This window comes from Halorubrum orientale (assembly GCF_059623105.1).
Genome location: NZ_JBSPSR010000011.1, coordinates 10,314 through 30,000, shown reverse-complemented (window position 1 = coordinate 30,000; position 19,687 = coordinate 10,314). Strand labels below are relative to the sequence as shown.

The window sequence follows — 19,687 nt, the reverse complement described above, 5'->3', positions numbered from 1 at the left end:
GTCGCCCCCACACCCCTGTCGGGGGCGATAAACCGACGTGAGAGGTGCCTCCCGAGGCGTGGCCGGCGACGCCAGTTAGGAATCTGCGTGAGCGTCCGCCCCGGCTCCGTCGCCCGGTCGCGTGAGAAGGCTCACCTCCTCCAGGAGGTCTCTCGCGGTCTCGACTCGCTCTCGATCGGCGTTGTCCAATCGGTCGACGTCGAGTCGGTTGAGATTGCTGAGTATACGATGCATCCGGTAGCCCTGTTTGAACTCTTGCTCCATCGGAAGCGCCTCACCGCTCGCCGGCGCGGAAAGACGCCCCATCGAGACTGGCGTCGGGCTTGCAGGAAATCACGGCCTTAACCAACCAATCTCGACGGTACTCGCAGGGTGTTGGTTAATCGACGCCCAGCACGGGGCTACTCGAGGCTGGGGCCGTAGCGAGCCGAGCCACACACCCGACACTCCCAGATCGGTTGCCCCGTCCACGCCGCCTCCGGGACCGACTCATGCGTATTGAACCGATGGTCGGTCGCCCGTCCACAGGTTTGACAGTCGAGTTCCTGCGTCGTCGGTACCGACGACTCCTGGTGATCAGCCGCAGCCTCGCCAGTGGATTCGGTCAGCGCTATCGCTGGAACCAGCCACATCGCGTCGTCGGCGTCGTCGAGGACCGCGTCGAGACGCGACGCGCCGCGGATGCCGTCCCCACGCTGGTCGTAGAGGCGCGTTGAGGGCTGCTGCTGCGCCATGGCTCCCTGGCCATGCCACCCAGTCCGGTCACGGGCGACTCTGAGAAGCTGCTCTCCCTCCGCTGACGTCACCTGTACCGCGTCGGGGAGTGAGGACCATGGTCCGGCCAGCTGGCGCGCCGGCGCCTCGTCGAGGTCGTAGATAAGCGTATAGTCGTCGACGGCCGGCTCCGCCTCGTTGGCGGAGAGGAGGTTCGCTGCCGTGCCGCCCTTCGCGACGGCGCCGTAGAACGTGGCCGACTCGACGACTAGGTGGACGATGCCGAGGACCGTCGTCGACGTTGTCTCGTTCGTGCGAGTGGCGTCACTCCCGAGATGGTTAGTGAGACAGAACCGGCATTTCGTCTGGCCGGCTGGGACTGAGACCCCACAGGACCGGCACTCGCCGTCGGTTACCGTCGGCGCATCAGGGTAGCCACCAGCGCTCGTCGCGACGCGTTGCCGCCGGGGGACACCCTCACAGCCGTCGTCCAGCCTCGTGTCCGGAATGTGGGATGCCTCGCCGGCTGGCCGCAGTTCCTCGAAATCGAGATAGCGGTCACGCATCGGTTGGTGTAGTTTGTCCCGGATTCGTATTTCAACGTCAGGGCCAGTAGTCCGCCCTGTCTCCCGTTTGAGTATGGGACATAAACTATCTTATGCAAACATCTTATGCTTCATGAACAAGTAAATAAAAGTAGCAACTGAGGTCTCTATGAGCAGTAACGACACCAAGCACGTGCAAACTGAACTGAACGAGGACGAATACGAACGCTTCCGGGAGTTCGCAAACGAGCACGGCCTCTCGCTCAAGGAAGCCGGCCACGAGGCGCTTCTCGAGTGGATCGAACGCCAGCAGCAAGCCGATCCCAACGACCCGGCGTTCACCGTTCTCGACGACCTTGATGACGGGTCCCTTCCAGCGTCGTCAGCGACTGACGCTCGCGAGGAAGACGATCGCGTCGACGAGTGGCACGGCAGCGACGAATCGTTCACGCTCGCCGACGACCCGTCCGCGCAATCTTGACGGTAAATGGCTGTACCAGTCGACACCCCGATCGGCACGGTCACAACCGAACATTTTCGTCCAGGACATGTCCGCCACGAGGTTGTCGTCGGGCCGAAATTCCTGTACGCATTGTTCAACCCTCAGGACCAGATGCACGCCGTCTCGCGAGCGTTCATGGCGTTCGTCCGCGACGGTGATCTCCCCTATCGTCGTCTCATCGTTAACGATCACATCGTCGACGAGGCCGCAACCCGGTTGAAAAAGCAAGCGTCGATGCGGAACGCCGCGTCGTTCCTGACGACACTGGATGAGAGCACGCTGTATCAGTTCGAATCCGTTTCCGAGGACGTTTTCGATGATGCTAAAGCAACGTTCGTCGAGTGGACGGATCTGGATGCGTCACTCACCGATTTCACTGTTGCAGCCCATATGGAGGCCTTAGAGGTCGACTATATCCTTACGTACGACCGACACTACGATGCGTTCGACGTGACAACGCTTCCGTATCGTAATCAGGACTAGAGGTGCCAACCATGACCGAATCCCCGCGAGATGGGGTCCAATCGTGGACTGAGTCGATGAGCGCCCGCGACCGCATTCGAGCGGTCGCTGAGTCGCTTCGCGAACCCCGCTCAGTTAACTGGATCAGCGAGCAGGCCGACGCCGCCTGGAGCACGACCAACGAGGAACTCCAGGATCTCGTCGACGAGGGCCAACTGCACCGCGTCGAGGCTGGCGAGACCACGCGCTACCAGCCGGACTACACGCGCCTGCTCTTCGAGGAGATCCTGACGCTTATTGAGGAGAACACGCGCGAGGAGCTTCGCAATGAACTGGCCGCGATCACCGAGGAGATCGAGGCGTGGCAGGCGACCTACGACGTCGAGACGTGGGAAGAGCTCGAACAGTCGCTCGCCGATGGCGACCTCACAAGTGACGAACTTCACGAACGTCGTAGCGTGATCACGCGCTGGGAGATGAATCTGGAAGACTGCCGGCTGATCAAGCATGCGTTGGCGCTCTACTCGGACGTCGAAGCCACCTGCGAACAGCCGATCGACGTGGCTGACCGCGACACAAACTAACTCTCGTGATTTTCGAACTGGCGGGCCCCATCGAGTGCGACACAGCTACTCGCAGGACTGCTCGTCCGCCTTCTTCCGGAGGTCGACCGCGGCCTTCTCGAAGTGTTCCGCGAGGAACCGCGTTCCCGACGTCACCCGCTCCTCAAGGAATGCAACGGCGTCAGTGACCGCACCAGCGTCGCGTTCCGCGGTCGCGACACAGTCGACATACCCGTCGAGTGCCCGACTGAACGCACGCGAGAAGTGGTCGTAGGCGCCATCGACGCGCTCCATGTTGTCGTCGAGCGACTCGACCAGGGCTCGGTAGACGGTCGCCGCCGACTCGTACCGCCCCTGCTCGCGGAACTCGTTTGCGAGATCGAACCACTGCGTGAAGTCGATGGGCTCGAAGACGACGTAGTACTCGGGATTCATCTCTTCGAACCGCCGGTCGATCGAGGCACGAAGCTCGTCGACCGACTGTCTCGTTGGCTCGCCGACGTGGGCGAGAAACCGGGCGCGGAGATCCGCATCGGCCGCGAGTTCTTCACGCAGGAACGCGCGGAGTTCGTCGGCGTCGGCGCGGTTAAGTGCGGCGTCGAGTTGATCGCCGTCGTCAGGCGGTGGGTTGTCGACACACCGAAGCAACACGGCGACGACGTGCTTGCACGCTCTCGGCCCATCGTACGGACAATCACACCACGGGGCAAACCCGTCGGTAGTGAGGTCAACACGGATATCGTACTGACGGCTGCCACTCACAACGGCGGTGACAGTGGTGTCGACGCGGTGAATTTCGTGGATGTGACCCTTGTCACGGTATCGTTCACCGCGTTCGAAGACCGCGTCCGTACAGATGTCTCGAACCGTGTCCTCAGTTACGTCCATATGCGTGGACGATGGTTCCAGCGCGGACGTGAAAACCGATACGTTGCTCTCGCTTGCGCTCCGGATTAGAACGCCCCCCACTCTGAGAGAAGCAACGATACAACCGCAGTACAGCGGAAACCCGAAGCTTGAATGAAGTCCTACTCGGTCGCGAGTTCGTCGTAGATCTCCTCGTGCTCGTCGAGGTCCTGCCGGCCAAGGAGTCGAATGAGGTACCGCCGCGCCTCCTCAGCAGACAACTCCTCCAACCGCTCGGGGTGGTCGCGGTCAGTCGACATCCTCACAGTGGATTTGCTGCGCTATTCAGCCGATCCATTGCGTCATCCTCGTACGCTGCCCGCCACATTCCATGGACGGCACGCGTCACGAGTGACACCTCCGTCACGCCGATACAGGACGGTTTGGCATCAGTTGTCGCGGCGTCGGGCGTCGGGTGGAAATGGATCTCATTAGAGTGTGTGTTCGGGTGGCGATCGAAGCGCCAATTGACGTCGTCGCTATCGACGAAGTGGAACGAATCCATCCCGAGTTCGCTCCACTGGATATCGAGCCGAGCGCTCTCGGCATCGGCGAGCCCATCGCTGAGACTGATCTGCAGTTCCGTGGGAGCGACGACATCGTCGTACGCTGTGGCGTCAACGAGTGGTTCGAGGTTGAGCCAGAGGTCACGAATCCGCTGGAGCGCCGGGAGATAGATCGGCCCGAACTCGCCGGCGCGGTCGTCGCCGCTCATACGGCGAGCTGATGGCTGGCCTCGTCGTAGGCAAGTGCGGCTTGCGCGACGGCGAGATTCTGCCGCGTCGTGCGCCACGCGGTGAGATCGTCCCAGCCCTCCGTCTCGCCGCCGCCGAGTTGCTGGGCGAGCTCTTCCGGTGACACCACGTCGTAGCGGTCCTCGTAGCGCCGGATCTCGGCCTTCATCTCCTGGATGCTGTCGAGCAACTCCGGTCGAGTGACGTCCTCACGTAGCTCGCGGATCCGGGACATCAACACCCGATCACTGTTGCGCTTGTACAGCGTCGTTTGGCCGTCCTGTTCCGTCTCGGCGAACCCTGTGTTCACCAGCGTCTTGCAGTGGCGACGTGCCGTCGGCTCGCTCACGAGGGCCCGGTCGGCGATCTCGGCGGCCGACTGCCCGTCGTGGGTCTGTTCGACGATTTCGTACACACGTTCAAACGGTGTGGTGTCGTCTTTCCAGTCCGCTTTGACCTGATCGTTGACGTCGTCCCACGTCTCGGTCATACTGGGTGCTATGCGCGCTATGAACAAATAGTTCCCTGAGAAAACTATCTAATGGCAATAGTTGTGCAGGTGCGTTGTCAGGCTACCTGCTCCTCTAACGTCTCGTGATGCGTCCGAACCGTAGTTTGCGTGACGTTCCCTGTCTCCGCGACATCGCTTTGCGTCACCCATTGTCCCTGTTCCTGTCCCGCCTTGTAGAGGCAGGCCGCGGCGAACCCGGCCAGATGGACGCCCGTCGTGACGCCGCGCTCCTCGGCCTGTTCCGCCAGGGTTCGGGCCCGCTGTCGGATTTCGTCCGGACACTCGAGGTCCGAGGCGAGGCGCGGTACGAACATGCTGGGGGAGACGGGCTCGGCAGGCAGCCCCAGCTCTTCGTTCAGCGTTTTGTACGCGTTCGTGACTCGTGACTCCGCGACGCGGGCCATCTCGCTGACGTCGTCCACTAACCGCGAGAGGCCGTTGTATCGGCAGGCCCCGTAGACGCTAGCCCCGGCGATGGCCTCGATGGACCTGCCTCGAAGCAGATCCTCGTTCTGGGCGCTCCGGAAGAGCTGACACGCCTGGTCGCGAACCGAATCGGAGAGCTTGAGCGCACTCACAATTCTTCGAACTTCGCCCAAACCGTGTGCGAGGTTTCGTTCGGCTTTTGACTGGAACCGACCGCGACGCTGTTCGCGCCGCATTCGGGATAGATGCTGACGCTTTTGCCCAGAGAGGTTGTTCCCGTTCGCATCTTTCCCGCGACCGATCTCCGTCGAGAGGCCTCGGTCATGACGTGCCGTTGTAAGTGGAGCGCCCGTCCGTTTTCGCTCATGTTGGTCGTGAGCTCTCCATTCCGGACCGTGATCGATTCGCCGCTCATCAATAACGAGTCCACAGTCTTCACAGACGGTTTCGACCGAATTAGTAGTGACCCGGCCATCGCACTCCGGACATGGGTTCGTGCTGGTGTTTGTCTGGACGTCCTCGTCGAAGCCAGTTTCGTAGATCTCTCTAGTTGCCATTGGTTGTTTGTGAGATGTATTGATTACACCCCACACCCCTTTCTAGGGGAAATAAACAGCCGCGGATAGAGCGGTGTGAGGATGTCTGCTGGGCTATCGAAAGCGGAGTTCGCTGAGAAGATTCGGAACCTCGACTAAGGAGTGCCGTTAGTCTTGGAGTGTGGCGACTGTTCAGCCCGTTTCTTCGGCCTCTTGGCTGCGCGACATATTATACATCGCGAGCGCTTCGTCAACCGCCTCATCAAGACTCATTGCTTAACCTAATTTTGACTCTTCTACCGCTTGGATGTTTCCCTGCGCACCGTGGCGCGGAGAATCCTGCTCTTATTGGAGTATGTCGAATACTTCGACTGCTTTGTACTCTTTCCCGCGTTCTTTCCCAGTCACTTCCTCGATGAGGCCGTCTGATTCGAGGTCGTCGACGACCTTGTAGGCGGTCCGGCGTGAGACGTCGAGATACTCCACGAGATCTGGAGCCGTAAAATACGGATACTGGAGTAACTGCCGAGCGAACGCGTCCGTATTCGTACTGCCTGAGTACTCCTTCTCATAGCGCCCTTGGAGATCGCGAAGTCGGTGCGTCCGGTCGTACGATATCTCAGCTTGACTTCGGAGTCCTTCGAGGAAGAACCTGAGCCATTCGTCCCACGCACCGTCCTCACTCACCGCACGCATCCGCTCGACGTATTCGATCTTGTGACGATTGAAGTACGCGCTCGGGTAGATATACGGACTTTCGAGGTATCCTTTGCTTGCTAAATACAGAATAATGAGCAGTCGACCGAGTCGACCGTTTCCATCCGAGAAGGGGTGTACTGTCTCGAAAAAATAGTGGATGATAGCGGCGTCGATGAGGGGATGGTACTGCCCACCCATCTGTATGTACGACTCAAGTGAGTTCATGAGTCCAGTGAGTCCCTCCGGAGTTGGCGGGACGAATGGGCGTTGTCCTTGCTGTGGGCTCGTGAGATGAACCATATGGTCGCGGAAGTCACCGATGACGTCACCCTCGTTTCGGACATCCTCAAGCAGCATCGAATGGAGTTCTTTGATAAGCGAGAGCGTTATGGGTGCTCCGCTCTCGACCTTTTCCAGACCGTACGTGAGCGCCGTCTCGTAATTGAGGGCCTCTTTCAGGTCTTTCTCGATTGTCGCGCCAGCCCCCCCAGAGGGATGCTTTGTGTGGTACGCTTCGACATCTTGATACGCGACATCTGCTCCTTCAATACGTGCCGACTCAACGGCCTCGATACGTATGAGAGAGGTGTAGAGAACTGCGGAGAAGTCGACTGTCGAGCTGATGCCGTCGACACGACCGATTTGATACGCTGTATCGGCTACCAGATCCTGCGTTTGTTCGGAGAGTTCGAACTTCGGTTCTACCGGGAGCGGCTCCGGTGAATAATATGGATTCGGATGATAGGGAACGTATTCTCCCGGTGCACTATCGGGAAGCTCTTCAGTGGGCATCTCGCTGGTACCACTATTTGTCCCCACTGGTATAGGTGTTTTTATATCAAGTATACGAAAGGCCAGTAGTAGCTGTATCGTGGAAAAATAAGCGTGAATAGTATATCTGTGAACACCGGCAGAAATTCTATGTCTATTTGGTATATAAATGGGTATACTAATGTGAGAGTTTTCAGGGCTACTGTGCCACGATCGCGCTGCTGTTACACATCTACTCGAAAATCGAAGCGGCTCGCGACCAGAGATCGAGGCGGCTGACCGAACCATGCGCTAATTCCCTTGCTACGGAGGATTTGATGCGCTATTTTTTCAAGGCGAGAATCCCGAGGTTCGGCAGGCGCTCGACAAGGCGTTCTGGCAACCGGGGTACTTCCTCGCCACCACCGGCCAAGTGAGCATCGACGTACTCATCAACTACGTCGAGGAGCAGTAGCGTGTCTCAGACCGTCACGGAAACGTTGCAGGCGACGTTCGCGCCACCCACCGCGCACAAGCAGTCGAAACTCAACGATCTGCTCGAAACCTACCGTGACGGTCTGCAAGAAGCGTTCGACGCCGGAGCGAGTACCATGTCGGCGGTGAGCGACATCGTGACGCCCTACGACCTCCCGTATCAGGCCAAGGCCGCTCTCTGCAACTATGTTCCGAAACTCCGCAAGACGTACAACGCCAAGGAGTTCGACGACGGCCACCCGATACGGCTCACGAATCAAGCCGCGAAGTTCGACCACTCTGAAGAACGCGACTACGCGTTCACGTGGTGGGTTCCGCGTCCCGGCCGGGGAACGAACTTCTGGATACCGCTCCGCATCAACCCTGAACAGGAAGACCTCTGGCACGACCTCGTTTCGGAGGACGCGAAGGCGGGCGAAATCCGGCTTCAACAGCACCGGAAGAACTGGGTACTACACGTCACCGTCGAGTACCCGGTCGAAGAACCAGCGACAAACGGTGACGCCACGCACATCGGCTTAGACACCGGAGAAACCGCCCTCATCACGGGCTGTGCCCTCAAGGATGGTTCTCCGACTGACCCGTTCGTGTGTAGCGGAAGCAGAGCGAAGCATCTCCGCAAAGAGATGCACACGACCCTGAAACGACTCCAAGAGCGTGACGCATCCGAGTGACGTATCGAAGATCGCTTCTCGCACTACCAGAACGCGCTCACCGACATCGTGGAGAAAGCGTCTCGGCAAGCCGTCGAGTACGCAACGCAGTACGAGAATCCGGTGTTGGTGATGGAGGACTTCTGGCAGCAGTAGTCGTCACCCTTAACCACTCGCTGACGCTGTCGGTGCCACCGCGTCTGGCCCCACTTCTGTCGCTTCCACGCAGCTCGCTCGTCTTGTGAGTCACCGTACCCCGCACGGCGTTTCGCTTGTCGCCACAACTCGAAACGGTCGTAGTAGGTCGCAACGTGATACTGCCCCTCCGAATTCATCTCCTCAACCGTCGGGGCATGGCCGAGTTCTGAAGCAAGCCGATCGACTTCAGCAGGGAGTTCCGGCTTGGGAATATTCTGCTTGCCAGCGGGTTCAAGCCCCGCTTCAAGTACCGCGTTGGCCCACGACCCAAACCGATCCGCACAGGTTTGTTGTGAGTACGTACCCGTTCATCCATTTCTGGTGCAGTCGGCACACGCCCGAGCTCATTGGCTAAGTTGCGGATCGCCTCTATCAAAGCCTCGTCCGGTACGTGGCCTTCTTGGGCTGGTTTCTGCCCGACCGAGCGGATAGCGTTACTCCACGAACCGAACTCGTTACAGTACACTGTTGCAGAATACGACCCGTCTGTCTCCATCTCGTCTCGCGTGGGTGGCCGGCCCAGTTGATCGGTGAGTCGTTGAAGCTCAGTCTTCAGTTCGTCACGTCCGATCGAGGTTTGACCACCGAGGTGGCCACGATAGGCTGCAAGCGAGGTGAAGGTCTTACCGCACGTCTCGCATTCGTGCTCTCCGTACCGGTGTACGGAGGCAACATGTCCACCGAGATTGCTAACTCTATCGAACGTAGCACTACAGTAGTCGCATTCGTACATTTCTGTGTCACTCGCCGGCCTACTTGCGCCGGCACCCATAGCGGTGCCAGAAAAACTGTCCGAGAGGTCGTGGCTGCGCGCGCAGTGACCGCAGGGAGCGAGCACGGAGCGGAGGGTGGGGCGGTGGGGTCTGGGTCGGTCCGGCACCCAATAAAAAAGAGACTGCGTCAGCTAGCTACGCTTCCCACCAGCGGCCGCGCTCAGGGAAATGCACGGTGGTCCAGCCGGTGAGCGCCACTGAAACGCGCCCGTCGTACCAGTTCTTCGCTGCCTCTTGAATACGAACGCGCTCACCTTCGTTGATGTGAGGTTGGTCACTCGCAACCCAACTGGTGAACTTCGTTTTCCCACTGTCGTCTGCAATGAGCCCGACTTGAGCGATGGCTGGCGAGTTGCTCTCCCAGAGCACCTCTACTTGACCCTCAATGCTCACCTCCTTGCGATCGATGTCCTCGAGCTTCCCGATTGGAACCACCTGTCCCGGCGCCGTCTGTAACTCTTCGAACACCCGCACGACCGCACTTGCCATGTCCCGGCCGTCGACGACCGCTTTGGCCAGGCGTCGACTGATCGCGGCACGCGACCAGCCATCCAGCCGCGTCGCGAGTCGGTCTGCCTCCGTGTTCACTGTCGCCAGTTTATCCTGGGAGAGCTCCGCTCGGGGATCATCCCGCTCAGGGTCGGCCATCGGGCCCACGCTCGCGGCCCGCTTCTGGAACTCCCGCCAGCGCTGCTTGCTCCCTTGCGCGACGACCTCTCGCGTGCGCTGCTCACGACCATCCTGCGTTCCCAGCTCGGCCTGGGCACTGATGCGCTCCAGTTCGGCTTCCCGCGCCCGAATGCGCTCCTCCTGTTCGAGGGTGACGCCGTGAATCCGGTCCTCGCTCGTGTCCGCGATCCCGTCCGGGTGGTTCGCATCCACCTTCGCTTGCATCTCCTGCTCGACCGCGGCCTCGAACTCCGGCGTCTCGTCGACGACCGGGAAGCCGTCTTCATCGACCGCCTGACCGCCCGCTTTCTCAAATGCCTGTTCATCGACCGTAACGACCTTTCCGCTAGCGTTGTTACTAGACATTGGAATCGACCTGATTCCGAAGGCGCTCACGCGCCGACACCGCGATGCTCCACCATCGCGGTTTTCCGACGATGTCGACGTCCGATAGCACCGACTGCGCGCTCTCGCTCGCGCCTTCGCGAGCGCCCTCCCGGGCGCGAGCAAGAGCGCGCCTGCGTGCGGTGGCCCCAACCAGCACCGCGCGCCGACCCGCCCGGAGCGAGCGGCCAGCGGAGTAAGCGTGGGGGTGAGCAGCCACGCCGCGCAACCCCTCGCGCTTACCCGCTGGCGTCGAGGGCACATACATTTTAGCCCGGAACGGGCGCGGGCGGTGCGGAGAGCGCCCGCACGCCCGGAATGGTCGGTCGCGAGCGACGCGGAGGGCGGCAGCAGCGAGCGGGGCGGGCCGTGACGTACACACCTGTCTAGCCGGCAGCGACACGCGGCGATCCAGCTACTGTCCTGGCGGACTTAGAAAGGGCGAGGCCGCCTCGGTCGTCCCCCGACCCCGCAAGCACCGCAGGCACGAGGAGCGCAGCGGCGTCCTCGTGAGCGAAGGGAACGAGGGCCAGCGAGACGCAGTCTCGCGCGGTCGCGGGACGTCGAGCGGCCGAGGGCTTTCGAGTGCCGTCGCCGGCGCTGGCTGTTCGGCGTCGCCACCCGGAGACTGGTTATTCTTCGAGACGGTGGAGCAATTGTGTGACGTACGGACTGTTCTCCCAGCTCCGATGCGGGCTAATCGTCGTGATCAGCGTTCGAGCTTCCTCGTGACTCAGATGCCCGCTTCGAGCGTAGTCGACGATGAGCCGCGGCGTCGGGACGATCCCCGGGCCCTGTAGCACGGCGTGGATGAGTGGGAAGTTCGTCCCGCCGAACTCGTCGGTGAGAAACCCATCGACATCGAGCGCGTTCGCAAGGACAATCCCGTCGGTTTCGCCGTCGTCGAGCCCGAACGTCGGCCGAGAGTCCGGTGGCTCGTCGCGCTCGTAGGGGTCTTCAACCGTGTAGTAGCTGCGGGCCGCGAGGACGTTGTTCGCAGCCGCGGCGTGGATGTCCTGGTACTGCGTGATATCACGAGTTCTAGAATCACTTCCAAGGGATGACCGCATCACAGAAGGGAAGCAGATACTGGAACAGGTTTAAAACGCCGAGCCCGACGGCTGCATCCACACGGACATTGCGCGGCTGACGAGGGCGCTGGTGTCAGCGGCGACCGTTCGCAGTCGCTGACCGCTCAGCAATCGTTGCCGGCCCCGGTGTCGACTGTCGTCACGGCCTCCTCGTAGATGTCGATATTGTCGGGGGCAGCGAGATCGAGCGGGTCGTCTTCGAGGTCCGTTTTGAGAAGCCGGAGGCGCGTGGCGGACGTGGCACCAATAAGGCCTGTGAGCTGGTCACCGGTGAGCCCAGCATTGTAGTACGTCGTTGCGATCGCCTTTGGAAGCCGGTCTCCCCCGCTCATCGGTCGCGCAGCCGATCTTGAGCGGCTATAAACCGAACTGGATCCGTCTCACCAGCGGCAGCCATATCGTTTGCCGACTGGAGCTGCGAGTCGATGAGGCGGTTCTGCTGGCGCGACCACTCCTCGTCGTCGTGGGTCCGAACGTACTCGGCCCATCGTTTGATCATCACTCGCCGTTGCTCGGTGTTCCGGCGGTGATCGTCTTCAAACTCGTTTGAGTTCAGCATAGTAGTCCTCTACTCCAAGCTCGTTAACGTACGTTTCGAGCTGCTCCGTGTTAAATCGTTCCTCGAACGTCAGGTACAGGTGAAGTGCATCCTCGAAATCCTTTCCGCTGAGGCTGTCTGCAGCCTGTGCAAGTCGGAGTTTGTATGCAATTTGGAGTTCAAGCGGGCTGATCTCGATCTGCCCCTCATTAAATGTCACCGTGAGAGGATTCGAGAGGGCCTCACGCTCAACGCCGTTTGAAACAAACCAAGTTTCGAAGTTCGGGTACATTTCTCCGTCCTCAGCAATTCGGATGCGGCTGCCCTCGCTCAGCATCGAATACATCTCAGCAAGTGGCATTGCCATCCCCCAGTATTCTCGATCTTTGAGTTCCGTAACCAATTGCTCAGTCTCCGCTTCGGATAATGCCTCCAGGATAACGTCGATGTCCTCGGTCGATCGAGATCGCCCAGTGAGGATCGCGACGTACCCACTCACGATGACGTAGTTAACATCGCAGGCATCGAGGACCTGTGTGAACTCAAGTACATCTTTATCAAGCTCTGAAAGCTCCCGTGACACTGTGAGTGTGTCGTCACTGAGTTCCATCAGTTCGCTCCATGGAACGCCGATAAACTAACCGCTGCGTCATATGTGTCCGATCGCTCGGTTTGATGCTCATACGTTGACCCCTTCTTCGGTATCATGACCTACGTCCTCCTCGATGTCGTAGTGTTTGTGGACGACAGGCCTGAGCGCCTGCAAGATCATCTCCGCAGCCAGCGGCGAGATGTCCAGATCCTCAGCCATCAGCCGGTGGGTCACCTCGCCGCGTTCACGGGCGACGGCGTAGGTGAGCGCCGTCGCGAGCGCGGCCACGCCGTGGCGGTCAATGTAGGTGTCGATGTCGGCGTCCGTCTCGCGGCGGCCAACGGCGTCGATCAGCGCCAGCGTGATCGTGTACTCGCGGTCGCCGGCGGCCGTCGTCACGGTCAGGTCAATCTTCCGGGCGGCGTACCGGCGTGGCTGTTCGTCGTCGGTGACGTCGACGACGCCGGCGTCGACGAGCCGATTGACGTAGCTGTAAGCAGTTCCCTGTGCGAGCTCGAGGTCGTCCATTACGTCCTGGACGGTCGCCTCCCCCTCCCGAGCGAGGTACGCGTACAGCTGGGCGAGCTGTGGCTCCTCGAGAAGGTCAGCGACCGACAGGAAGTCTTGGACGATGTCGCCGTCGGCGCGGTTTGAGGTGCGTGACACGATTCGGTCTTGATTACAGTTTACAGCGAAACAGTAAAGAGTGTTTGGGGTCACCTCGGCGGCGTCGCGACCAGATGCTCCTCGAGATCGCGCGTCCAGTACGTCGCGAGCCCACCCGGGCTACAGCGGGCGCACAGCTGCAACGGGCCTTCCAGATGCCCCAGTTCGACCCGGAACCGGGTGAGTGCCGCGAGCGTGTCGACGACTAGCCCACAGCCGTCACAGGCGACGTGATCGCGCTCGTCGGGATCCGGCTCTGTCTGGATCGCGCAGTCGACGCAGATCGGGTGAGTGACCCGTTCGTCCTGTCCCCAAGTGTGGGCCTCGCCAGTCTCGGTGCCGGGCGGGGCGTTGCAAAACGCACAGCCAACGAGGGTCTGCTGCATCACTCGCCCTCCGTGTCGGCGTCGCGGCCGTTCGTCCAGCCACGGTGGAAGACGGCCAACTGTGTCGTCGAGTCGAACGTGGTGCCGCTCGGCTCGTGAACCAGAACCTTGTCCTCGGGAACCGGAGTGACGACGGCCGCGTCGATGAGGTCGTTGACCAGGCGTTGGGCCGTCGGGTCGTCGATATCCGCCGTGTCACCGCTGGTGGCGTCGCGGTCCTGGGCGAGCTGTTCCTTCTCGAACCGTTCGTAGTCGCGACTCGTGTCGTCGTGCGGATCGGGACCAGGCATGGTGAGTCACGCAGCGCACACTGTTGGGCGCTGCACGCCTCCCGGCGTGCACGAGAAACACGTTCTCGTGCGCACACCAGAACGCGGAGCGTTCTGGGGACGCCGACAAACAGTTCATGGCGTACAGATTCGGTACCTCCTCGGATCGCCCGGCCGCCAGGATGCACTCACTCGAGGAGTCGGGCGGTGGGTGGCGGCGAGAGAGTGGATCCTGCCCCAGCGTTAACCAACACGGTGTCGGTATCGGTTCGGAATGTTGGTTAAGCCTAACCGCTACGGCGTTCGGAGCTCTCGAACTGGCTTCACGACGAAGGTGTCTGGCTCGCTGGCTGCTTTCTCACCTGATCGCTCCGCCGACGTCGAAGGCGACTGCGTGAGCTGAGTGATGAACTCCTCACGAACGATCCGTCGAGGGACGGTGGTCTCGTGCCAGCCCAGCCGGTCGTCGAAGTGCCGTTTCTGGAACTGCTCGCCGACGTCGTCGGCGGCGACGTACTGCGTCCGCGTCGACCGCCCGACCTGCCGGGAGATGAAGACGGCGCCCACGGCCTCGTGCGTGAGCTCAACGAGAGTACACTCCACGAGGGCGACGACCGACGCGTGATCCCGGTCGGTCGGAACCGCCATCTCGAGGTCCGCCCACGGCGCCTGACTGCCGGGGGTAGTTCCTGCCTGATCCGCTGCTCGTGTCTTGCTGCGTTGGTCCGAAGCCATCGTCTATCGGGGGCACGTGATGCGCCCCGCCACCCCCTCGCGGGGGCAACAGACACCACCGGAACGCACCCTGTCAATCTATGCGCTAAATCTGATACTTCCGTAGTTCCGCTACCCCTGTGACGGCCCCTCGGCCTGAGAGAGCCGGCGGCCTTCGCACATTGCATATCGCCTCTTTCTTTGGACGAAAACCGCGATATGAAAGGCGAAATAACGACCTCAAATCGTAGAAGAACCCCGTCGGGCCGATTTGAGCGCGTAGAAAGCACCTCGACGAGTTCCAGGATAATACTGTGATTTGAAAAATTGCTCGACGGCGGGGTAACGAAGGAGATTACGGACGTATCTGAATACTTTGGAACCGTTGCTTCACCGGGTCTGAATCTCTCGAGGTTCTTCGGCTTGGCACTTCGAATCGCGAAATCCCCTCTATTCCACCGGTTTCGGTCGTGTTAGGTGCTGAAAATAGCTCGACGGGAATCAGAAGTTTCTGGTTCTGGTCTAAAGTCTAACTTTCGGTTATCTGAGAGACGTCTGGCTCTGTGAAATTGCTAAAAAAATTCAGATGGGGTGGTTTATGTAGTCGATTTAAATAAGGATGTTAGCGGGAATCGTCGTTACTGAGGTAGCTGTCAAGAAACTCTTTATCTATCTCGTACCCGGCTGCTGCGAATCGGTTTGCGACCTTGTACGCATGGGATCCTGGTTCATCCCCTGCGTGGATGGCGTTTGTATACAGCGTCTCTCGCATCTCGTCTTTGCTTGAACGGGCAACATTGTGCCATTCTCCATCAGGAACCGCTTCAATAACAGCGTGGTAAACGGATATCGCTGCAGTAGGGTAGGTCGCTGACTGTTCGCCTAACCATTCCTCAAGAATCCGCACATGCGGGGCTTGATGAACGAGGAAAGGAGCAGTCCGCTCCACAAGGTCCTGTTCGTCCTCCAGACTGGCTGCATCAGTGTGTTGAAGACATTGAAGGAAATATCTGAATTCTTTATGGTACTCGGCGGCATCTTCGATATCGGTTATTTCACTTTCGACTTGACCAAGTCGCCACTGCCAGAGCTCACGGATCGCGTCCCAGTGATCGTCGAGCGGGCTGTCCTCGTTATCAAGGACTTGTGAGAATGCATCGGCCACGTTTGCTGTTGTCTCCGAATGCATCATATAATAGAATTGTCGTATTAAACTCTCATCGTCGTCAAGTGATTCGTCTTCAACGACATACGCCATACCAATATGGGACGCTGTCGTCGCTGCAGTGATCCATCCCTCATCAGACTCATCTTCGGCCAGCAAATCTAATGCATGCCTGTAGAACGGCCGTAGCTCGGAGAATGCTGGTTGAAGGAGTGGGTTACCTCTAGTGTACCCGTTCCACACTGCCGAAAACAGCTGCTTCGCCTCGTTTTCATCGCCTCTTGGAAAGAGGTCGTCCAAATGTGACTGAATCAGATCTTTATCTGCTGCCCAGAACGTCTGGAAATGCCTGCCCAAAGCCGTCCGCACCGGGACAGCGCTATCTTCAATTATCCTTGTCTGGATTGCTCCTCGGAGAGGCTCATCTAACCCATCGTCACCTAAACAATCGTTCTGGTCCTTCCACCATATATAACTGACAACTGTACTGACCCCGTTTCTCCGTACTTCCTCTTCAGGGTCACCGACGCCACCTTTCCAACTCTGCGGCTGTTCTTCAATTGTCTCAAGACCGACCTCCGTGAGCAAATGAACCAACAGCCCCTCAACGCGGACTAAGTACTTCCTGGGGAAATCAGTCTGGTCTGACTGGATACCCTCTCGGAGAAGCCGGGCAATTGAGGTACGGCACCGAGACGGCCACTGACCTGGTTCATCTGTCACCGTCTCGCAAAACGATAGGACTGGCTGCCAGGAGAACCGCCCATCGTTCTGTAGCGCCTCAGCAAGCCCGTCCAGAACGACATCCGCGTACTGTGGTTTCGCCTCTTCCAGAATACTGATTCTCTCTGCGTACGAAGCTGGCTGCTCCTTAACCAACTGGGAGAGCTGTTTGGCAAACCCCCAGTGACTGACCTCTACCCGCTCATCATCATCGAAAGACCACAATTGGTCTTCAGGTGGTTTCCAGTCCACACACATCTGTAGGACGGTTTCAGCGGACCAAGTACGAAGCGTCTCAAGATCTTCCGGTCCTCGTTCATCCACAAAACCACCACGGACCGATGGTGTATACGGCTCGGACGCAGTCCTTTCTGGAACCCCGTATTTTTCGACTAAGAAGTCAATATACTCCTGCTGGTCAGCTGAGACTTCTCCATCAAGGAGATACAAGCGTTTCAATCGCCACCGCTCCACACGCTCCTGTACAATTTCGTCTTCAGACTGCTCACGATCTGGCGCTTCGTGGGCCGCCCGGTCCTCAATCCACTGTCTATCCTGTGGCCCTTCGCGGAGTACCTTGTAAACCTGATTCTGCTGGTCGTCGTCGAGAGAGGAAAACGCGGTTTCTACCAGTCTATAGAAATCATACTGGATATTATCATCGTCGTAGTTTGTCTCCTCTCCTAACTCATCGGCAACGAGGTCTTGATATGTATCAGGGTGCTGACTGAGGAGAAACAAGCCGATACGCCGGAACGCAGGAATAGGGTCCTCTAGATATGATGTGATCAAATCTTCCCGGCTATCTTCGTTTGGATCAGCACTAACCCACTGGTTGGCAGCGAGGCTCAGATACGTGAAGAGGATATGCTTCCGTTCACCGGAATTGTTCTCACCGTAATCAAGGTCCGGTATCGGGGTTCGGCTAGCTACTGATTCATAAATCGGCTCTCCTTCAGGATCCGTTCCGGCATCCAAGATCCTTCGTAATGCCTCATCTAATGCATTGAGGAACTCGTGGCCACACGCCTCAACAAAGATCTCACGTGTCTCCTGAAACAGCTCGTGGAGTTCATACTGTTCGAACTGCTCGTCCTGCTGCCAGTCGAGGTCGGCATCGCGTTGTGGTGCCCGAAGTACACCGCCTAACACGGTCACTGCGGCCTCTATCTCGTCATGTTCAACCAAATGCTGGATTAGCTGTATCGCATAGAAATCCAGTTGGTGGAACGACTCTGATTCTGAGACCCACGACTCGATAATAGTAGCCGTCTCAGCCGCTGCATCCGCGGGCAGATCGCCTGCGATGCTAATTAGCCACCGTCGCGTGTTCGGATCTTCGCTGTCGAGATTAGTAATAACCTTGACCACAAAGTCCGGGTGAACGTCGATGATGCTGGACAGGTACTGCATGTGAGGGATACCTGGATCAGCGAAGACTTCTTGATCGTAGAGTTGTTCGGCCCACGATCGATCGACTTTCTCGTCGAAAAAGTACCGTGCAAGCGGCTCTCGATCCTCCAAGGTAGACAGCACCGTCGACACGACGGTTTCCGGTACATCATCTGTCGGCCACGATTTGAGCTCGTCAAGAAGAACAGTCGCCGTATAGAACGGCAATCCATCCTCTCCTAATGCTCTTTCCAGAAAACCAGCTACGCTCTGCTGTTGCTCCTGTAACTCGATCAGAGCGGACAGGTGATGGGTGCAGAGAGTGGTGGACTGTGTCCCCTGTTCGAAATTAGTTTCATCAGACGCAATCTGGCCTCGAAGCTGATCTGTATAGAACTCAAACGCTGCTACGTGGATTTCACCCGGATTCGACTCCTGGCGGAGCAAGAACTCTCTGAACTTGTCGTGGATCGCGTACCGAGTCGTCCCGTCGGGGCCGGTCCTCTTGTCTTGGACGATCACCCGCTTGTTGAGATCACGTAACAACCGGCGGACACCAACCTGATCAAACCCGTCTTCGTCCGCCAATACAGCGCTACAAACATACTCATCTAGCTCGGTCAGCGGGGATGTCGCCTGGAGGAACCGCTCTTCATCTCCACCCAGCGCTTCCAGATACTCCTCTTCAATATAGTCACGGATGTCTTCCTCAGGGACCTCGATAGCGGCGGCGGGATCCTCGATATCTGCCAAGAGGCCCAAGTAGTATGGATGGCCACTCACCCGGTCATGGAGTTCCCGTGCCGTCGCTGGTTCCATTTCAGGTACTTCGTTCATCAGGAGTTCGACGGACTGTGCCTCACTGAACGTAGAAAGTCGGATTACCGGAACTTGGCCTTTGAACTGTAGTCGGCCTACTGACAGTAAGGTAACTTCCGGTCCAAGCACTTCGGCAATCTCGCTGAGAGAATCTTTTATTTTCTTCTCGTCATCGTCAATGTTGTGGATGTCATCAAGACAGATGAGTCGCTTATGACCGTCTGGGATGTAGTCAGCCATCTGATCCAGTGCTTCAATATATTGGAATCTATCTTCCGCCCACTCTGGGGGGTTTCGTGTCCATGAGACCCCGCCCCCGCCTCCGAACCCGCCAGCGCTAGCGCTTCCCGAGATACCGGTGATCTCTCGGTCGCCTTCCTTCACCGATTCTGGGATATCACCAAGTATCGTCCGGTAAATTTTCTGCGCCACCGTCTGGATACTGTGGTGAGAGCCTAACTCAACCCGTTCGACCGCGTATTCGTCACCGAACTCGTCCTCCACCCAGTCAAGGAGAAAGGTCTTCCCAACACCTGGCTCGCCCGCAATATGAAACAGATTTTTCTCTCCGTCTAGGCGATGAACTATCTGTTCTTGGACGCCTTCCCGTGGGACATAACTGACTGCCAAGGGTGACGAATCTGTCTCCACCTCCTGATCACCTCCGAAAAGGTCCTTGAGTTTCCTTCCGGCCCTCGTGATGAATGATCTCATCCCTCCAAGTCACCAGATATCACCCGTTTAGCACAACTGATACTAATAGGAAGGGGAGAATAGCCGTTTCTTATCTCGGACCTGGAATCGACTTTTAT

The 19,687-nt window shown here is 58.7% G+C and carries 21 protein-coding genes and 4 pseudogenes; 5 read left to right on the top strand and 20 right to left on the bottom strand.

Annotated elements, in window-relative coordinates:
- Positions 1–75: 75 nt before the first annotated feature.
- Positions 76–264, bottom strand: a complete 189-nt coding sequence (locus tag ACWUI7_RS12425) for a DUF8012 family protein (protein WP_496642556.1) — start codon at positions 262–264, stop codon at positions 76–78.
- Between the two features lie 137 nt (positions 265–401).
- Positions 402–1,280 carry a biosurfactant protein 1 gene (locus tag ACWUI7_RS12420; RefSeq protein ID WP_496642534.1) on the bottom strand — a complete coding sequence of 293 codons (879 nt, stop codon included), beginning with the start codon at positions 1,278–1,280 and terminating at the stop codon, positions 402–404.
- A gap of 148 nt (positions 1,281–1,428) precedes the next feature.
- Here ACWUI7_RS12420 and ACWUI7_RS12415 point away from each other — a divergent pair, with 148 nt between their 5' ends.
- Genes ACWUI7_RS12415 through ACWUI7_RS12405 form a run of 3 tightly spaced genes read left to right on the top strand, consistent with a single transcriptional unit; the run spans position 1,429 to position 2,807 of the window.
- Positions 1,429–1,740: a hypothetical protein gene (locus ACWUI7_RS12415; protein ID WP_496642533.1), complete on the top strand. Its 312-nt coding sequence runs from the start codon at positions 1,429–1,431 to the stop codon at positions 1,738–1,740.
- Between the two features lie 6 nt (positions 1,741–1,746).
- A complete protein-coding gene (locus tag ACWUI7_RS12410) occupies positions 1,747–2,244 on the top strand; it encodes a type II toxin-antitoxin system VapC family toxin (protein ID WP_496642532.1) in 498 nt (165 codons plus the stop codon).
- Positions 2,245–2,255: 11 nt separating this feature from the next.
- The gene (locus ACWUI7_RS12405) at positions 2,256–2,807 is read left to right on the top strand and encodes a DUF7342 family protein (RefSeq protein ID WP_496642531.1); all 552 of its coding nucleotides are present in this window, start codon (positions 2,256–2,258) and stop codon (positions 2,805–2,807) included.
- Between the two features lie 45 nt (positions 2,808–2,852).
- Here the strand turns inward: ACWUI7_RS12405 and ACWUI7_RS12400 are convergent, their stop codons facing one another.
- From ACWUI7_RS12400 to ACWUI7_RS12375, 6 genes are all read right to left on the bottom strand, one after another.
- The gene (locus tag ACWUI7_RS12400) at positions 2,853–3,674 is read right to left on the bottom strand and encodes an SWIM zinc finger family protein (RefSeq protein WP_496642530.1); all 822 of its coding nucleotides are present in this window, start codon (positions 3,672–3,674) and stop codon (positions 2,853–2,855) included.
- Positions 3,675–3,814: 140 nt separating this feature from the next.
- The gene (locus tag ACWUI7_RS12395; RefSeq protein WP_496642529.1) at positions 3,815–3,952 is read right to left on the bottom strand and encodes a hypothetical protein; all 138 of its coding nucleotides are present in this window, start codon (positions 3,950–3,952) and stop codon (positions 3,815–3,817) included.
- Positions 3,953–3,954: 2 nt separating this feature from the next.
- On the bottom strand, positions 3,955–4,407 hold the full coding sequence (locus ACWUI7_RS12390) for a toxin-antitoxin system TumE family protein (RefSeq protein ID WP_496642528.1): 453 nt from the start codon (positions 4,405–4,407) through the stop codon (positions 3,955–3,957).
- Positions 4,404–4,916 carry a winged helix-turn-helix domain-containing protein gene (locus ACWUI7_RS12385; protein WP_496642527.1) on the bottom strand — a complete coding sequence of 171 codons (513 nt, stop codon included), beginning with the start codon at positions 4,914–4,916 and terminating at the stop codon, positions 4,404–4,406. The genes ACWUI7_RS12390 and ACWUI7_RS12385 overlap by 4 nt, the downstream gene beginning before the upstream one ends.
- A gap of 77 nt (positions 4,917–4,993) precedes the next feature.
- A complete protein-coding gene (locus ACWUI7_RS12380) occupies positions 4,994–5,920 on the bottom strand; it encodes a transcription initiation factor IIB (protein ID WP_496642526.1) in 927 nt (308 codons plus the stop codon).
- Positions 5,921–6,244: 324 nt separating this feature from the next.
- A complete protein-coding gene (locus tag ACWUI7_RS12375; protein ID WP_496642525.1) occupies positions 6,245–7,390 on the bottom strand; it encodes a Fic family protein in 1,146 nt (381 codons plus the stop codon).
- Between the two features lie 316 nt (positions 7,391–7,706).
- Between ACWUI7_RS12375 and ACWUI7_RS12370 the strand changes: the two are divergent.
- Together ACWUI7_RS12370 and ACWUI7_RS12365 are read left to right on the top strand one after the other, a co-directional pair.
- Positions 7,707–7,823, top strand: a pseudogene (locus tag ACWUI7_RS12370) (transposase); the annotation flags it as partial.
- Between the two features lies 1 nt (position 7,824).
- Positions 7,825–8,637, top strand: a pseudogene (locus tag ACWUI7_RS12365) (nuclease/transposase family protein); the annotation flags it as partial.
- Here ACWUI7_RS12365 and ACWUI7_RS12360 read toward each other — a convergent pair.
- From ACWUI7_RS12360 to ACWUI7_RS12305, 12 genes and pseudogenes are all read right to left on the bottom strand, one after another.
- Positions 8,541–8,906, bottom strand: coding sequence for a homing endonuclease associated repeat-containing protein (locus ACWUI7_RS12360; RefSeq protein ID WP_496642555.1), 366 nt, complete (start codon positions 8,904–8,906; stop codon positions 8,541–8,543). The pseudogene ACWUI7_RS12365 and the gene ACWUI7_RS12360 sit on opposite strands and share 97 nt — an antisense overlap.
- Before the next feature lie 125 nt (positions 8,907–9,031).
- A pseudogene (locus tag ACWUI7_RS12355) lies at positions 9,032–9,427 on the bottom strand (homing endonuclease associated repeat-containing protein); the annotation flags it as partial.
- Positions 9,428–9,602: 175 nt separating this feature from the next.
- On the bottom strand, positions 9,603–10,502 hold the full coding sequence (locus ACWUI7_RS12350; RefSeq protein WP_496642524.1) for a DNA-binding protein: 900 nt from the start codon (positions 10,500–10,502) through the stop codon (positions 9,603–9,605).
- A gap of 650 nt (positions 10,503–11,152) precedes the next feature.
- Positions 11,153–11,719 (bottom strand): annotated as a pseudogene (locus ACWUI7_RS12345) (hypothetical protein).
- Complete coding sequence (locus tag ACWUI7_RS12340; protein WP_496642523.1) at positions 11,716–11,943, bottom strand: hypothetical protein; 228 nt, start codon at positions 11,941–11,943, stop codon at positions 11,716–11,718. The pseudogene ACWUI7_RS12345 and the gene ACWUI7_RS12340 overlap by 4 nt, the downstream one beginning before the upstream one ends.
- Positions 11,940–12,170 carry a DUF8150 family protein gene (locus tag ACWUI7_RS12335; RefSeq protein WP_496642522.1) on the bottom strand — a complete coding sequence of 77 codons (231 nt, stop codon included), beginning with the start codon at positions 12,168–12,170 and terminating at the stop codon, positions 11,940–11,942. The genes ACWUI7_RS12340 and ACWUI7_RS12335 overlap by 4 nt, the downstream gene beginning before the upstream one ends.
- Positions 12,148–12,759, bottom strand: a complete 612-nt coding sequence (locus tag ACWUI7_RS12330) for a hypothetical protein (RefSeq protein WP_496642521.1) — start codon at positions 12,757–12,759, stop codon at positions 12,148–12,150. The genes ACWUI7_RS12335 and ACWUI7_RS12330 overlap by 23 nt, the downstream gene beginning before the upstream one ends.
- 69 nt (positions 12,760–12,828) lie before the next feature.
- The gene (locus ACWUI7_RS12325) at positions 12,829–13,407 is read right to left on the bottom strand and encodes a DUF7437 domain-containing protein (RefSeq protein ID WP_496642520.1); all 579 of its coding nucleotides are present in this window, start codon (positions 13,405–13,407) and stop codon (positions 12,829–12,831) included.
- Positions 13,408–13,457: 50 nt separating this feature from the next.
- Complete coding sequence (locus ACWUI7_RS12320) at positions 13,458–13,793, bottom strand: DUF7558 family protein (protein ID WP_496642519.1); 336 nt, start codon at positions 13,791–13,793, stop codon at positions 13,458–13,460.
- Positions 13,793–14,083 (bottom strand): DUF8069 family protein, encoded by a 291-nt coding sequence (locus tag ACWUI7_RS12315; RefSeq protein WP_496642518.1) that lies wholly within the window; start codon positions 14,081–14,083, stop codon positions 13,793–13,795. Before ACWUI7_RS12315 ends, ACWUI7_RS12320 begins: the two co-directional genes overlap by 1 nt.
- Positions 14,084–14,356: 273 nt before the next feature.
- Positions 14,357–14,797 (bottom strand): DUF8030 family protein, encoded by a 441-nt coding sequence (locus tag ACWUI7_RS12310; protein WP_496642517.1) that lies wholly within the window; start codon positions 14,795–14,797, stop codon positions 14,357–14,359.
- Between the two features lie 601 nt (positions 14,798–15,398).
- Positions 15,399–19,589, bottom strand: coding sequence for an ATP-binding protein (locus ACWUI7_RS12305; RefSeq protein ID WP_496642516.1), 4,191 nt, complete (start codon positions 19,587–19,589; stop codon positions 15,399–15,401).
- Positions 19,590–19,687 lie beyond the last annotated feature (98 nt).